This window comes from Mesorhizobium sp. LMG 17147, assembly GCF_024297145.1.
Taxonomy (GTDB): domain Bacteria; phylum Pseudomonadota; class Alphaproteobacteria; order Rhizobiales; family Rhizobiaceae; genus Mesorhizobium.
Genome location: NZ_JANCTC010000014.1, coordinates 61,114 through 75,108, shown reverse-complemented (window position 1 = coordinate 75,108; position 13,995 = coordinate 61,114). Strand labels below are relative to the sequence as shown.

The window sequence follows — 13,995 nt, the reverse complement described above, 5'->3', positions numbered from 1 at the left end:
TTTTTTTCGCCGCCGCCGCGCAACTCACAATTCCTTCTCGGCCAGCTCCCGAAATGCGTCGGGAACCGACCGCTGTAGTCCGAGCGCGACCGAGGCGTAGCCGACCGCCTCCCAGCCGAAGCGGTCGCGGATCTTGTCGATGGCGCGATCCGCGATCCAGCGCGCCGCGCCCTTCCGGGTGCCGGGGCGGCGGCGGTCGTCGTCGAGCCCGAGCGGCAGTTCCAGTTGCAGGCCGGCATGCTGCTCCAGATGCGATACGGCGATCGCCAGCAGCGAGATGGTCTTTTCGTGCGGATGGTCGATGAGCACCTTGCGCACCAGCGCCACGGCGATTTCGGCCAGCATGGCGGTTGCCGAAATCGGCTGGTCGAGCGTGACCGAGCGTGTCACCGAGCGCAAATCGGCAAAGCGGACACGAACCGTCACCGTGCGGCCGGGCCGGGATTTCGCACGCAACCTGGTGGCGACCCTGTCGGCCAGATGCAGCAAAGCGGGGACGAAGACCTGCTCGTCGGCCGATTTTCGGCCGAGCGCCGATTGCGCGCCGGCCGAGCGCGCCCGGCGCTGCGTCTCAAGCTTGCGCGGATCGCGGTTCCACGCCAGCGCATTCAATTTCTCTCCCGCCGCCGGCCCGAGCAGGCGCTCCAGCGCGCCACTGTTGGTCTTCGCCAACTCGCCGATGGTGTTGACGCCGATACCGGCCAGCCGCTCCCTGGTGACCGGGCCGACGCCCCACATCAGCCCGACTGGCAGCTCATGGAGGAATTCCAGCTCGTGGCGCGGATCGACCACCACGAGCCCGTCGGGCTTGGCCACTTGTGAGGCGATCTTGGCCAGATGCTTGGTGCGGGCCACTCCGACCGAGATCGGCAGGCCGAGCTCGGCCCGCACGCGGCGGCGGATCTTGCCAGCGATCTCGGCGGGCGCGCCGAACAAATGGGTGCAGCCGGCGACGTCGGCAAAGGCCTCGTCAATCGAAATCCGCTCGACCACCGGCGTGAAATCGCCGAGCACCTTGATTGCCGCATCGCCCAGCCGCTGATAGTCCTTGAAATGGCCGCCGACGAAAATGAGTTGCGGGCAGAGTTCCCGCGCCCGCCGTCCCGGCATGCCGCCGCGCACGCCGAACGCCTTGGCCTCATAGGATGCGGCAAGCACTACCCCGCCGCCGACGGCAATCGGCTTGCCGCGCAAGGCCGGGTCGAGCAATTGTTCGACCGAGGCATAGAAGGCATCCAGATCCGCGTGGAGGATGTTGGCTTCCATCCGGCCCGTTCGCTCGCGGCGGCTCGAACGCCGCGTTGTCTCGCGTTATGATAGGAACATAAAGAGAACATTGCCCGCGCATTGTCAAGCAGCGGAAGCTGCCGCTGATGACGAGCGGGTGCCAATGTTCAGCCGCGCAGCCGGTCCCGGGCCTGCATCAGCGCGAATCCCAACAGGTTCTCGCCGCGCCACAGCAGCGGGTTAGCCGCCCTCTCATCATCCGCCGCAAGGCCGATACCCCACACCCGGTCGACAGGGCTCGCCTCGACCAGCACCCGGTCATGCGTCGACAACAGATATTCGCACAGCGCCGCGTTCTGACGGAACTTCTGAAAGCTCCCTTCAGTCACGATGCGATATTTATTCGTGTCCCATTTGGCCCCATCGAAGCCGCTTACCTGCCGGCCAAGCTGCTTTGCCTGCTTGGGGCTCGCCGCCCTGAGGATTTGCGTTGCGGTCTGAGCATCACCAAACAGGCGTGCCTTCTCGGCCATCATCCAGTGTTCGGCAGTCGGATAGCTCAGGCCATCGATGGTAAAGGGCGCATGCCACCACTGGCTGAAGCACGACGCGGTTATGCGGCCGTCCTTGGACGGCTGATGGCCCCAGAAGAACAGAAACTTCTGCCGGGGCTTTGCGCGAAAGGCTTTTTCAAGCCACGGTCGGTCGTAAATCATGGGCGAATGGAGCAAGGCGATAGGCCGGCTTGTCAATGCTCCATCCAGGGTGGGGTAGCGAAGATGAGCAGTCGGCGCTGAATGCGATGAAATGCTGATCTACAGCGCCATCTTGTAGCCCAGATGACTGGCGGTGAAACCGAGGCGCTCGTAAAAGGCGTGCGCCTCCCGTCGACCTTTGTCCGTGGTGAGTTGGACGAAGCTGCAATTGCGCGAACGGCACGTTTCAATCGCCCATTCGACCATCAGTTTGCCGACGCCGCGCGAGCGCCATTGCCGGGCGACGCGAACGCCTTCGATCTGGCCGCGCCAGGCACCCTTCCTGGAGATACCCGGAAGGAAGGTGAGTTGCAGGGTCCCGACCACTTGCCCGGCCTCGACAGCCACGGCCAGCAACTGGTTGGGATCGGCATCGATTGCGCTGAAGGCATCGAGATAGGATGGCGCAAGCGGCGTGGATGGGTCTTCCCGGTCTGCGCCGAGCACATCGTCGGCAAGCATTGCAACGATCGCCGGCAGGTCGGGCGCCTGCGCGCGACGGAATTCGATCTCGCTCATCGCGCGAAGACATACGGTGCGACGTCGGGGATCGCAATATCCGTTTTGACTTGCAAGGGAAGGCCCGCGCCTTCAGGTGATCTCGAACGCCCAGAGGCGGTGGCCGTAGCGGCGGAAGAAGCGGGCGAAGAGGCGCTGCTGTCTGGCACGGGCGAGGTCGGCGGCGCGCCTTTCCTGCCGCCAGCGCGGCATGTTGCGGAACATCGACAGGAAGCGGGCGGCGTCCTCGAGTGCCTCCTCGGCTGTCTGCGCCGGGCGGATCGCCGCCAGGAACAGAGCGCGGCTCGGCTTCATCTGGTCAATCGCCGCCTTGCGCTGGCGATGACCCTGGCGTGCCTTGCGGATGCCGTCCTGGCGGATGGCCGCGAAAGCGGCAAGCATGGCCGGCCTGTCGCCGCTATAGCCGCAGGCATGGGCGAACTGGGCTGGGTTCATCGTCGCTCCCTTGCTGCCGGCCGGCTGCGGTTCTGTGGCTCGCGCCGATTCCAGCCCCCATGATATATAAGCATAACTCAAATAATCGAACAAGAGAAACTTTAACGTTGATATAAGCGGAACCGACTCGACTCCGCCCCGAAAACCGATAATGATGTGAACAAATCAGGAACAATGGGGATGGACTATGGCATTGGCGGGCAAGGAAGCGACGATCGCCGATGTCGTCTCGATTGCCGTCGAGTGCATCGATTGCGGCCGTAACAGGTGGTGGAAGCCGGCCGAGCTCAAGCGGCATGGGGTGAGGCCGGAGACACCGCTATCAGCACTTTCGGGGCGCCTCATCTGCAAGGCCTGCCGTGCCGATGGCCTGCCGGGCGCCGCCGTTTCGATCCAGGCCGCCTTCATCGACGACCGGCAACGGGTGCGCGCCGAGGCGCGCCTGCTCAACGGTCGAGAGCCGGAGCAGTCGATGCGGGCTTGAGGGGAGGGCGTACTGCTCTTCCCTTCTCCCCTTGTTGTGGGAGAAGGTGTCCGAGCGAAGCTCGGTCGGATGAGGGGTGTTGGACGGATCGCTACTAGGAAGACGTAAAGCTCTAAAAATCGTTCCGTATTTTTGACGCCGAGTTTCCTCCAGCACCCCTCATCCGGCTCGGCGCTGTGCGCCGATCCACCTTCTCCCACAAGGGGAGAAGGGAAAGCTCCCTCCTCAATACCCCAGCAGTTCCTTGAGCGGGATGACGCGGAAGACGTTCTTGATGGCGTAGCGGTTGAAGGTCAGCGTCTTGGGCGGATTGTACTGCTCGACGATCAACTCAGCGGCGGTGCGCTTGACCAGCTTCTTGATGAAGGCCTTGCCGTTTTGCTCGTTCTCTTCGGGCAGCGTCTCGATCACCACATGGTCGCCGGGCACGGCCTCGCGGCCGCCGCAATAGATCATCTCGCCGGGCTCGTAGCGCGGCACCATCGAATCGCTCAGCACGTGCAGCGCAAACACGTTCCGCAGATGCCGGATCCCCGGCGGCCGCTGGACATAGCCGGCCGGCTGGCCGTTGAAGGTGAAGTCGCCATCGTCGCCGCCGACGGCGGTGCCGAGAAGCTGGATATCCATCGGCCCGGCGGGCAGGGGGCCAGGATCGGTGACGATCTCCGCATCGGCAACCGGCCCGGCATCTTCGAGGAAGACGACCTCGCCCTTGCCGAGCGCCACCGGGTCGACGCGCAGGAAGGCGGCGGTCTTCAAAAGGTTCTCGGTCTTGGGCAGGTTGCGCCCGGTTTCCCAATTGCCGACGGCAGCGACGTCGGTGTCGTTGTGCTCGGCAATGTGGCGCATCACCAGGCCGCGCTGTTTGCGCGCCCGGCGGATCGCCGCCCCGACCTTGATCGACAGTGCAGTTTTCGCCATGGCTCCATCTGAGGCATAAGATTCGATTTCGTCTATGCAAGAATCGCTTGCATTAGTGTTTGAGTTATGCTCTTATACGGTCATGCACAAGTCGCTTCACCAGCTTTCGGTCCTCGAATCATCCCTTCAGCGCGCCGGCAGCGGTCGCCTGGAGGCGGTAGCGCTACCGATCGCCAAGGCCATGCATGTGCCAAACCTTTCCCCTTCGTCGCGGCTGTCCTCCTCCCCGGCCGGGGCTATGCCCGAGGCTCGCGCCTCGGATCCGGCAGCGCAAGCGGCCGGAACGGCCGGAGCCGTTCCCCTCACGGCTCCGGCTACGAATTACCCGTCGACCGGCAACGCGGGTGCCGCGGTTTCCTGGATCCGTACCGAAGACGGCACGGTCATCGCCTTCGACAAGCGGATGGGCAAGGCAGTCTCCGGCGCAACCAGGCAGGCGGCCGAGATGAAGCTCGATCGTAGCAGGCCACGCGAAGGCTGATCGGCTTTCCAGCCTGAGAGCCGGCGAAGCCGGCGCCACACACAACCACCCTTGCAGGGAATAAAACATCATGGCCGCCCGCTATTCCGCCTCTGAATTGGAACAAATCAAGAACTGGTTGATGAGCGGGCTGTCGGCCGCGAAGATCGCCACCAGGCTCGGTGCGCAGCGTGGTAGCCCGGTCTCACGCGCGGCCATCATCGGCATCGTCCACCGCACCGCCCGTTTGCGCACCATCGGCCTTGCCAGATCCAAGGGCCGGTGTGGCGGACGCTCGGGCGGCCGGCTCGGAGATTCGGCGCCTGAGCCATCAAATGCCGCAAGCCAAGCGGAGGCCGCTCCGAAGGCCGAGCCACGCTGCCGCCCCGCAAGGCTGTCGGCCAGGCTGGCGCCGCCGGCCTGGCAGCCGGGTCCGGCTCGGATCACCGGGTCCGATGGCGAGCCGCTCGAAATGCCGGCGCCGCGCCCGATCGCCGCCGGCGGCCGCCAGCCACATTCCGCCGCCATGCGCTTCATCGATTGCCTGTTCGACCGTTGCCGCGCGCCGCTCGACACGACGCTGCAGGAGGATGCCGAGAACGATGCCCCCGGCAGTCGCCCCGGTTTAGACATGCTGTGCTGCGGGCTGCGCACAAAGCCTTCGAAAAGTTACTGCGCCTATCACGCGGCGCGCTTCCTGCGCACGCTGCCGGCCGAAACGATTTGAGCCCAGTGGATGACGGAAATTCGACAGAGCCCGACGACAGAAAAACAGGAGGACCGAGCCGATGAGCAACAAAACCGCCCAAAAGACAAAAGCCAGGCTGCCGCGATTGCCGAAAGGCGAGGCCGAGCAGGTGCGCATCCGCAAGGAGATCGGCCATGATTTCGCGCTGAAGGACGACAGGTTCGGCCGTAAGCGGCTGGCCAAAGGAACGAAGGAGGCGGCGCGCGTCTATGAGGTCTCCAATGACGGCCACACCGCGACCGGCGGCATCGTGCGGGTGCGCAATGTCGACCCGCTGAGCGGCCTCACCTCGCTGTCGCGCCAGCAGCGCGAGGCGGGGATGCGCTACCGCCAGGATTTCCGCAACTCGTCGGAGGCAACCGCCAAGCCGATGGCTTGGGCCGAGCGCGTCGACGGCGGCCGCACCGGCAGCGGCGTCGCAGAACACATCCTGTCCGCCGGCCGCGACCATGCGGAGGCCACCAGGGCGCTTGTCCATTGGGAGATCGCCGGCATCGTGCAAAAGGTCTGCTGTGCCGACGCAACGGTCAAAAGCCTGGCCGAACAGGCGGGCGAGCCGCGCGACGTGGTGGTGAAACTGCTCAAGATCGGGCTCGACATTTTGGCCGTGCATTACGGCATGATGCTGATGCGCAAGCCAAGATGAGGAGCCCCGCCCGATCCGGCCGGCACTACCGGCCGGATCGATCCGTCAACGACGGCAGACACGGATTCTTTCGATGATCCGGTGATGATGACGCCAGTGCCTGATCACTTCGGTATGGCAGCGCCGGTGGTACCGGTACCGGTAGCGCGGCGCGTAGTCCTCGTTATAGACATCATAGCGGTAACGGGGGACGTACTCATCGTCGTAATCGGAATACCGATGGTGGCGATAATAATAGTCGTCGTCATAGCCGTTGCCGATGCCGATCGTGACGCTGCCGCCGGCGTTGGCGGGGCCGATCACGGAAGCCGCCGAGGCGACGGCGATCACCGAGGCAAGCAGGAGCTTCTTCATAGCTACCTCCTTCTTTAACGTCCCTCTAATAGAAAAACCCGCGAAGGGCAGGCTCGTTCCACAAATTTGCAAGATGCCACGAACCTAGAGCCCTAAATTAGCGCCGCGTGGGCGAAAACGCCTCTGGCTGTGCGGCAGGGTGGCCGTCGACGCAAGCCTCGAGCCGGTTGTGGTCCGCGCCGTATGTATCCCGGTGTCCCGTCAAACAGCGACAATCGGGGGGTGCCAGTCCCGTCACCGACCTATAGGACATGGCCCAGTTCCAGCAAAACGAAGGCGGTCGCACCCAGCACAGCGAGGGCGTAGGCCGCATAAAGAACAAGCAGCATGACCTCAAAGTCCCGGACGAAACTAGCGGCAATCCTGGTCTCCTGAGGCTCCGCTTTCTCGATGCGGTCGGCTTCCAGCTGCTCCGTTGCCACGACGAGGCAGACTATCCTGTCGTTGTCGGCCGCCTGCAATATCCGTTCGGTCAAATCGACTGCAATCACTGGATCATCGGCCAACTGATCCCGCGATAGCCGGCTTTCAGTGACGGTCTGGATTTCACGCTTTCTCACGCACGCATAATTGCGACGACTAAATTAGGTTCCACTGAAATACATAGTAAAATACATAGATTGCGTCCACCCGATCGCGATGGGTGAGGCGTGAGCCCAACTGGGCGGGGAACCACCGCCCGAGGCCCGCATTTGTCGACCGTCGAGGCGAATCTCGATCCGCATCCTCCGATCAAAGGGCGCCGGCTTCTTCATAGGCTGCTACGGTGCGCCAGTGCTGGTAGGTCGCAATGCTAAAGCCGCCAAACCTTCATATCGCGAACGCAGCGCCGACGTCTTCGGTTCTGACCGGTTATGACGAAGATCACATGCTTACTTATATCCGGCTGCTCGATGCTTCGGCGGAAGGAACCGATTGGCGTGAGGTCGCCCGCATCGTTCTGCACATTGATCCGGAGCGGGAACCGGAGAGGGCTTTCCGGGGGTGGGCGACACATTTGGCGCGTGCACGATGGATGACCAGGAAGCGGAACGAACTGCGCCAATTGCGTGATGAGTGGTGGGGATGAGCACCATCTAGAATTGCCGTCCCGGTCTGGCCGTTGAGGGAGGAGGCCAACATGGAAAAGCGACCAATGACTTCTTGGCGAGCCAACACTTTCGAGCTGTGCTGCCTTCTTGCAGTTCCGCTGTCGCTTATCCTTACCGTTTTACTGGCTGGTCTCATCCTTAGCTGACCTGGCGTGGGTTGCTCGCCAAGGGCTGGTCGGTCGTGATCCGACATGATCCCGCACTGTTACTTCACAGCCGCCGCCATCACATCCGAAAACAGCGCCCGTTCCACCGCCGGCTCCAGCGTTTCGGCGAAGGGCGTCGCCAGGTGGTGGCGGTCGCGGAAGGCTAGTTTGCCGTCGATGAAGACGTGGCAGGTGGTCTGGTCGCAAAACCGGTCGGTCATGTCGATGTAAGTGGCGTTCGGCGTCGAGCGCACGATGTCGCGCTCGACTGTGGCGATGTCGTCGTTTGCCGCCATGATCCTCGGCGTGTCGCATGTCGCGGGCGTCTGGCCCCGCCACAGAGCGCGCGCCACGCATTTGTCGGCGTAGCTTGCATTGTAGGGAACGTCTCTGATGACCGCGACCTTGATGCCGGCCTGGCTGAAGGCCTGAAGCGTCCAGGTGAGGCCCGTCCGCCACTGCGCTTGCCAATCGGCGTGCTTCAACTCCTCGGGCGATTCCTTCATCACATTGCCGATCGAGAATTCCGAAATCACCACCAGTTGCGGGTGCAGCGCGATGATGTCCTGGACCGACTGCTCGCGCCACTGGTCGCATTCGGTGTAGTCGCGCTTCAGCCGCCAGTTCCAGGTCGTCACCCGCGAAGCCCGGCAGGAGGATTTGAGAAAGGTGACGACGCGAAAATTGTTCTTCTCGGCCGCCTTGATCAGCGGCGTCGACCAATGGTCGGCATGCGAGTCGCCGAACAGCACGACCGAGCGCTGGGCATCCTTGCGGCCGAACATGCAGGGCTTCGGCTTGACGGTCTCGAAATCGAGCACGCAGCCGCCATTGGTCGCGCGCACGGTGGAGAGCCGGGCGGCGCTGTCGGCGATGACGTGCTGTTCGGGGCTGAGATTGTGCTCGGCAAAGCGCGCATTGCCATAGGCCGCGACCACGCCGGCGCCGGTCAGCGCGACGGCGGGCACCAGCGCCCGCGCTGCTCCGGCCATCAGCCAGCCGTTGCGGCGGATCGGGTTCTCGATGAAATGATAGGTGAACATCGACAGAACCAGCGTCAGCGCCGCGCAGGCAAAGCGGTCCAGGATGGACAGGTTGGGAACCACCATCGCCGCGTAGACGATGACTGGCCAGTGCCAGAGATAGAGCGAATAGGAAAGCCGTCCCAGCCATTGCAGGGGCGCCGGCGCCAGCACGGCGCTCGGCAGATTGCGGCCGCCGCTGCCGCTGAGCAGCAGCAGCACGGTGCCGGCGACAGGCGCCAGCGCATTCACCCCGGGAAACGGCGAGTCTTCGTCCAGCATTAGATAGGCCCAGGCAATCAGCACCAGACCGAGGCATGCCTGGAGCGTGGCCAGCAGCGGCCGGTCGCGCCAGATCTTTGCCGGCGCCATGGTCGCGAGGCCGCCGGCGGCGAATTCCCAGGCCCTGAGCGGCGAGAAGTAGAAGGCCCAGGGCTGCGACACTTCCGTCAGCCAGGCGCAGGCGGCGAAGGAGGCTAGGCCGGCGAGGCCAATGACGATTATAGCGGTGCGCTTGCCCGGGCGCAGCCATGCGGCCATCAAAAGCAGCGCCGGCCATGCCAAATAGAATTGTTCTTCGACCGAGAGCGACCAGAAGTGGATGAAGGGGTTGTTGGTGGCGTCGGCGGCGAAATAGTCGAACGACCAGCGGATCAGCCAGAGGTTGATCATGTAGGCGGAGGCGAACATGGCGCCTTTCGAATAGAGCGCCTGTTCCTCCGGCGACAGGATGAAGTAACCAGCAAACAGCGTGGCGAGAATGACGAACAGTGCCGCCGGCAGCAGGCGCCGGGCGCGCCGGGCGTAGAAGCGCCAGAGGTTCAGCCGCCCGGTTTCGGTTATTTCCGCAACCAGGTGTTTTGTAATCAGGTAGCCGGAGATGACGAAGAAGATGTCGACGCCAGCAAAGCCGCCGGGCAGGCCGGAGAGACCAAAATGGAAGGCGATGACACCCGCCACCGCCAGTGCGCGCAGCCCTTCGATGTCAGGCCGAAATGATGCCGACACAATCACCTCGTGCAAGGAATGCCCACCTTCGCAGAGGCTCGACCCGATGCGCCGATATTGCAATGCAACAAATCTAACGCAGTGCAACATAGGGCGAGGGGACGGGCTCCTCCCACATGGGCGCTCACATTGGCGGTTCAGTCACGAGGCGATTGATATGGAAGCGAAGGGTGCCGAGGCGATCAGGCCTTTTTCAAAAACTCGGTCTTCAGCACCAGGCCTTCACCTGCCTGGTGCTGCATTCGATCTCGCCCGGATTGCCGGTGCCGGCAATGCCATGCGGAGGCCAACCGGCGGGATGCGAGCAGACGGGACCGCTCGGGGTGGCATTGCCACTCCGCGACATGCGTTCCGACCAGGCCATGCCGATGGTGCCACGGCAATCGAACAAAAGCCGTGGCCTTCATTGCGCGGACATTCCGGCGTAGCGACATCAAATGGCTGAACGCCCGCCGGTGCAGACTGGAAGGTCGCACAATGGCGGACCTGCCCGCCTTTCGCTTGGTCCGTTATTGCCATCGGCAAGAAGCCGGCGGTCACTTGTTACCGAGCTGGTTGGCCATCTTGCAGAAGTCGGCATGCGTTTTGGCAATGCCGGCGTCGCTGCATTCCTTCAACACCATGGCCCGGTCGCTCGTGGACATGGCCATCCATGCGGTCTTGAATTCGGCTTCCGACTTCATGCTCTTCATGCCGGCGTCGGTGAAGAAGGGTGACATTTTCTGCGGATCGTCGAGCGCCGAAGTGCCAGTGGCACCGGCGGCGAGCGCTGCGCCGGTCATCATCGAAAGCGCCATCGCGCCCATGCAAAGCATCTTGATGTTCATGATCATTCCTCCTGAGCTGCTGCTTTGAGGTTGTCCATCAGCGATCTACGAAGGAACGGTGTTTTGACCCAAAAGTTCCGCGTTCTGGCGCAGACATGGAACAGGATTGCCCGTGACGCCATTTATGCAAAAAATTCTACCGTGACTGAATAGCCGCGCTGCCGATCTGAAGCCCGACAAAGCCAACGAAGGTCCAGGCAATCGGTGTCCAGTTGGGGGAGGCGCTGCGACGTTGCACGCCGGCTCAATATGCCCGATCATAACGACGGCGGGGCGGAGGTATAAAGTGGCGGCAAATCGTCGAAACGGCGCGCACCTGGCGGAGCCCCGGCGGGCGGGTATTGTTGCCGCTGCCAGGGCGCTTCCGCACACATCGTTGCCCAGCGTAGCGTCGGTCGTGACGGCCGTCGCGGCGCTCTATTTCGGGCGCGAGGTCTTTCTGCCGATCGCAATCGCCCTGCTGCTTACCTTTGCGCTTGTACCGATGGTGTCGGCACTCAAGCGCGCCGGCATTCCGCGTCTTCCTGCCGTGATCGCGAGCGTGCTCGGCGCATTCACGGTGCTGGCGCTGTTCTCCTTCATCGTCGCCACGCAGGTTAGTGAACTGGCGCAGAACATCCCGCTTTACCAGGCTAATATCCTGACCAAGGTCCGGTCCCTCAAGGACACCGGCGTCGGCGGCGGTATCGTTTCCAGATTGAGCCGGGTGATCGAACGCGTCGGCCAGGAACTCGACAGACCCGGACCTGTGCAACCCGCCGCCGATCAGCCTCCGCGGGAGCCGATCCCGGTCGAAATCGTCGCGCGCGAACGACCGCTCGAGGTTCTCCAGAATCTGATCGGCCCGCTGCTGAGCCCGCTGGCATCGGCCGGGCTGATCGTCGTGGTCGTCATATTCATGCTGCTCGAGCGGGAAGACCTGCGCGATCGCTTCATACGTCTCGTCGGCTACGGCGATCTGCATCGAACCACCGAGGCGCTGCAGGATGCCGGCAAGCGGGTCGGCCGATATCTGCTCATGCAATTGGTCGTGAACATCGTCTATGCCGTACCGATTACGTTCGGGCTTTGGGTTCTGGGCATACCCAATCCATTGTTGTGGGGCTTGCTGGCGCTGGCGCTGCGCTTCGTTCCCTATATCGGCCCGGTCATCGCGACGCTGCTGCCTCTGTTCCTGGCGCTGGCCGTGGCGCCCGGCTGGTCGCTCGTGCTATGGACCGCCGGGCTTTTCGTGGTGGTGGAACTGATCACCGGCAACGTGATCGAACCTTGGCTCTACGGCTCGCGCACCGGGCTGTCGCCATTGGCCATCATCGTGGCGGCGATCTTCTGGACCTGGCTCTGGGGGCCATTGGGCCTGGTTCTGTCGACGCCGCTCACGGTCTGCCTCGTCGTGCTCGGCCGCCATGTGCCGCAGTTCGAATTCCTCGACGTTCTGTTCGGCAACGAACCCGTGCTCGAACCGCACGCCCGGCTTTACCAACGGCTACTGGCTGGCGACCCCGAGGAAGCGACAGACCATGCCGAGGAGATGCTGGAGGAAAACTATCTGGTCGAGTTCTACGACAAGGTCGCGATTCCCGCACTTCTGCTCGGCGAGCAGGACCGTGTGCGTGGTGTGTTGAGCGATGAGCAAAGACAGCAGGTCGCCGGCAGCGCGCTGACGATGGTGGCGAACCTCGACGACAGCGCGCAGGAGGAGGCGGAAGCGGACGATACGGCCGCAGCCGAGGACAACGGCGTACGCGAGGACAAGCAGATTCAGGGGGAGGACGAGGACGACACCGAACTGCCGGATGGCACGGGCATGTCGGTGCTGTGCGCCGGAGGGCGCGGCGAACTCGACGACGCCGCTGCCGCCATGCTGGCGCAGGTGCTCGAAGTCCAGCGCGCTACGGTGTTGAGGGCGAGCTTCGCCGATCTGGAACCGGGACGCATTCGCCGCCTTGAACTCGACGCCGTCGATACCGTCGTCGTCGGATTTTTGAACCGCGATTCCGTCAAGCACGGCCGGTTCCTGGTCCGTCGGCTGAAACGCGCCAAACCAAGGTTGCGGGTGGGCGTCGTATTGTGGTCGGAGCCCGACAGCGACAACCAGGAGGCAGACGCCAGATTGGCCAATGAGATCAACGCCGATTTCGTCGCACACGGCATGGTCGGCGCGGTGATCGGCGCGTTGTCCAGCGCTCCGCCGGTGGCGCTGAAGACCACCGCCAGACGCCGCATGCGCCGCCTGACGCCGGCGCGCAAGAAAGAGCCGCTCGCCGCGGCAAAATGAACGCGGCCGACGACGGCGGCAGGTCGGGTTATTACCGCTTCGCGAAAGTGGTAATAACCAAACGGATCAGGTTATCTTCGCAAGGTCGCGCTGAACCGTCCGCCGCGGCAAACGGCGCCAACCTTCATACAGTCCAGAAATAGCGCACCGTATGGAAGAAGACCGGGGCGGCGAAGACCAGGCTGTCAGCACGGTCCATCATGCCGCCATGGCCTTCGATCAGATGGCCCCAGTCCTTGACGCCCTGATCGCGCTTGATGGCGGAGGCGACCAGCCCGCCGAGGAAGCCCATCAGGCAGGCGATGAAGGCGACGCCGGCTGCCTGCAGCGGCGAAAACGGCGTCAGAAACGACAGCAGCACGCCGAGCAGGCTCGATGCCGCCAGCCCGCCGACCAGCCCCTCCCAAGTCTTCGACGGCGAGACCGTCGGCGCCAGGAGATGCCGGCCGAACAGCTTGCCGAAGATATATTGCAGCACGTCGCTGCCTTGCACGGTGATGATCAGGAAAGCGATCAGCAACAGGTTGCGGCCTTCGAAGCCAGGCACATCGAGCGTCAGCAGCGCCGGCACGTGGCTGACGCAGTAGACCGAAATCATGACCGCCCATTGCTGCGCCGAGACGCGCTCGAGAAAGCGCTCGGTGTCGCCGTGCAGCGCGGTGATCGCCGGCATCAGCAGGAAGCAGTAGACCGGGATGAAGATGGTGAACAGGCCATACCAGGCGGTCCACACCAGCCAGTACTGGAACGGGATGACGATGCCGAACATGCCGAGCAGCACCCAGTGGTCGCTGCGGCGGCTGTGCGTCAGCGTCACGAATTCGCGCAACGCGGCGAAGGAAATCAGCGCGAACAGGATGGTCATGCCGGGGCGGCCGAAGAAGAAGGCAACGGTGATCGCCACCACCATCACCCACCAGGCATTGATGCGCTGGGTGAGGTTGACCAGCGTCGGCGACAACGGCTTCGGCGCGCGCCACGACAAAACGCCGGCGACGACGCTGGCGCTGATCAGCACCGCCAGCAGGCCGACAATCAGAATGAGGGTTTCGTGCATCATCGGCAGCATTTTGC

General features: G+C 63.5%; 17 protein-coding genes. 6 read left to right on the top strand and 11 right to left on the bottom strand.

The window, feature by feature from the left end; genetic code table 11:
- Nucleotides 1-24: 24 nt before the first annotated feature.
- The 4 genes from dinB to NMG46_RS22270 all read right to left on the bottom strand — a co-directional run bounded on the left by dinB (nucleotide 25) and on the right by NMG46_RS22270 (nucleotide 2,936).
- Nucleotides 25-1,266: a DNA polymerase IV gene (gene dinB / locus NMG46_RS22285; protein WP_254819682.1), complete on the bottom strand. Its 1,242-nt coding sequence runs from the start codon at nucleotides 1,264-1,266 to the stop codon at nucleotides 25-27.
- Between the two features lie 128 nt (nucleotides 1,267-1,394).
- Entirely contained in the window at nucleotides 1,395-1,943 is a 549-nt protein-coding gene (locus NMG46_RS22280; RefSeq protein ID WP_254819681.1) for an NADAR family protein, read from the bottom strand.
- 99 nt (nucleotides 1,944-2,042) lie between these two features.
- Nucleotides 2,043-2,501: a GNAT family N-acetyltransferase gene (locus tag NMG46_RS22275; RefSeq protein ID WP_254819680.1), complete on the bottom strand. Its 459-nt coding sequence runs from the start codon at nucleotides 2,499-2,501 to the stop codon at nucleotides 2,043-2,045.
- Nucleotides 2,502-2,573: 72 nt separating this feature from the next.
- Nucleotides 2,574-2,936, bottom strand: a complete 363-nt coding sequence (locus NMG46_RS22270) for a hypothetical protein (RefSeq protein WP_254819679.1) — start codon at nucleotides 2,934-2,936, stop codon at nucleotides 2,574-2,576.
- A gap of 187 nt (nucleotides 2,937-3,123) precedes the next feature.
- Between NMG46_RS22270 and NMG46_RS22265 the strand changes: the two genes are divergently transcribed.
- Nucleotides 3,124-3,420, top strand: a complete 297-nt coding sequence (locus NMG46_RS22265; protein WP_254819678.1) for a hypothetical protein — start codon at nucleotides 3,124-3,126, stop codon at nucleotides 3,418-3,420.
- A gap of 225 nt (nucleotides 3,421-3,645) precedes the next feature.
- On the opposite strand, the gene NMG46_RS22260 is transcribed toward NMG46_RS22265, so the two are convergent.
- A complete protein-coding gene (locus NMG46_RS22260) occupies nucleotides 3,646-4,341 on the bottom strand; it encodes a helix-turn-helix transcriptional regulator (protein WP_254819677.1) in 696 nt (231 codons plus the stop codon).
- Nucleotides 4,342-4,423: 82 nt separating this feature from the next.
- Between NMG46_RS22260 and NMG46_RS22255 the strand changes: the two genes are divergently transcribed.
- The 3 genes from NMG46_RS22255 to NMG46_RS22245 all read left to right on the top strand — a co-directional run bounded on the left by NMG46_RS22255 (nucleotide 4,424) and on the right by NMG46_RS22245 (nucleotide 6,195).
- Nucleotides 4,424-4,822, top strand: coding sequence for a hypothetical protein (locus NMG46_RS22255; protein ID WP_254819676.1), 399 nt, complete (start codon nucleotides 4,424-4,426; stop codon nucleotides 4,820-4,822).
- Nucleotides 4,823-4,892: 70 nt separating this feature from the next.
- On the top strand, nucleotides 4,893-5,528 hold the full coding sequence (locus tag NMG46_RS22250; protein ID WP_254819675.1) for a GcrA cell cycle regulator: 636 nt from the start codon (nucleotides 4,893-4,895) through the stop codon (nucleotides 5,526-5,528).
- A 61-nt stretch (nucleotides 5,529-5,589) separates the two neighbouring features.
- Complete coding sequence (locus NMG46_RS22245; RefSeq protein WP_254819674.1) at nucleotides 5,590-6,195, top strand: DUF6456 domain-containing protein; 606 nt, start codon at nucleotides 5,590-5,592, stop codon at nucleotides 6,193-6,195.
- 45 nt (nucleotides 6,196-6,240) lie between these two features.
- Here the strand turns inward: NMG46_RS22245 and NMG46_RS22240 are convergent, their stop codons facing one another.
- Both NMG46_RS22240 and NMG46_RS22235 read right to left on the bottom strand, forming a co-directional pair.
- On the bottom strand, nucleotides 6,241-6,549 hold the full coding sequence (locus NMG46_RS22240; protein ID WP_254819673.1) for a hypothetical protein: 309 nt from the start codon (nucleotides 6,547-6,549) through the stop codon (nucleotides 6,241-6,243).
- A 242-nt stretch (nucleotides 6,550-6,791) separates the two neighbouring features.
- Nucleotides 6,792-7,055, bottom strand: a complete 264-nt coding sequence (locus NMG46_RS22235; RefSeq protein ID WP_254819672.1) for a hypothetical protein — start codon at nucleotides 7,053-7,055, stop codon at nucleotides 6,792-6,794.
- A gap of 284 nt (nucleotides 7,056-7,339) precedes the next feature.
- Between NMG46_RS22235 and NMG46_RS22230 the strand changes: the two genes are divergently transcribed.
- Complete coding sequence (locus NMG46_RS22230) at nucleotides 7,340-7,618, top strand: DUF2285 domain-containing protein (protein ID WP_254819671.1); 279 nt, start codon at nucleotides 7,340-7,342, stop codon at nucleotides 7,616-7,618.
- A gap of 227 nt (nucleotides 7,619-7,845) precedes the next feature.
- Here the strand turns inward: NMG46_RS22230 and NMG46_RS22225 are convergent, their stop codons facing one another.
- From NMG46_RS22225 to NMG46_RS22215, 3 genes are all read right to left on the bottom strand, one after another.
- The gene (locus NMG46_RS22225) at nucleotides 7,846-9,816 is read right to left on the bottom strand and encodes an acyltransferase family protein (RefSeq protein ID WP_254819670.1); all 1,971 of its coding nucleotides are present in this window, start codon (nucleotides 9,814-9,816) and stop codon (nucleotides 7,846-7,848) included.
- A 208-nt stretch (nucleotides 9,817-10,024) separates the two neighbouring features.
- Nucleotides 10,025-10,207 (bottom strand): hypothetical protein, encoded by a 183-nt coding sequence (locus NMG46_RS22220; protein ID WP_254819669.1) that lies wholly within the window; start codon nucleotides 10,205-10,207, stop codon nucleotides 10,025-10,027.
- 145 nt (nucleotides 10,208-10,352) lie between these two features.
- Entirely contained in the window at nucleotides 10,353-10,643 is a 291-nt protein-coding gene (locus tag NMG46_RS22215) for a hypothetical protein (protein WP_254819668.1), read from the bottom strand.
- A gap of 316 nt (nucleotides 10,644-10,959) precedes the next feature.
- Here NMG46_RS22215 and NMG46_RS22210 point away from each other — a divergent pair, with 316 nt between their 5' ends.
- Nucleotides 10,960-12,921, top strand: a complete 1,962-nt coding sequence (locus tag NMG46_RS22210; RefSeq protein ID WP_254819728.1) for an AI-2E family transporter — start codon at nucleotides 10,960-10,962, stop codon at nucleotides 12,919-12,921.
- A 124-nt stretch (nucleotides 12,922-13,045) separates the two neighbouring features.
- On the opposite strand, the gene NMG46_RS22205 is transcribed toward NMG46_RS22210, so the two are convergent.
- The gene (locus NMG46_RS22205) at nucleotides 13,046-13,981 is read right to left on the bottom strand and encodes a phosphatidate cytidylyltransferase (RefSeq protein WP_254819727.1); all 936 of its coding nucleotides are present in this window, start codon (nucleotides 13,979-13,981) and stop codon (nucleotides 13,046-13,048) included.
- Nucleotides 13,982-13,995 lie beyond the last annotated feature (14 nt).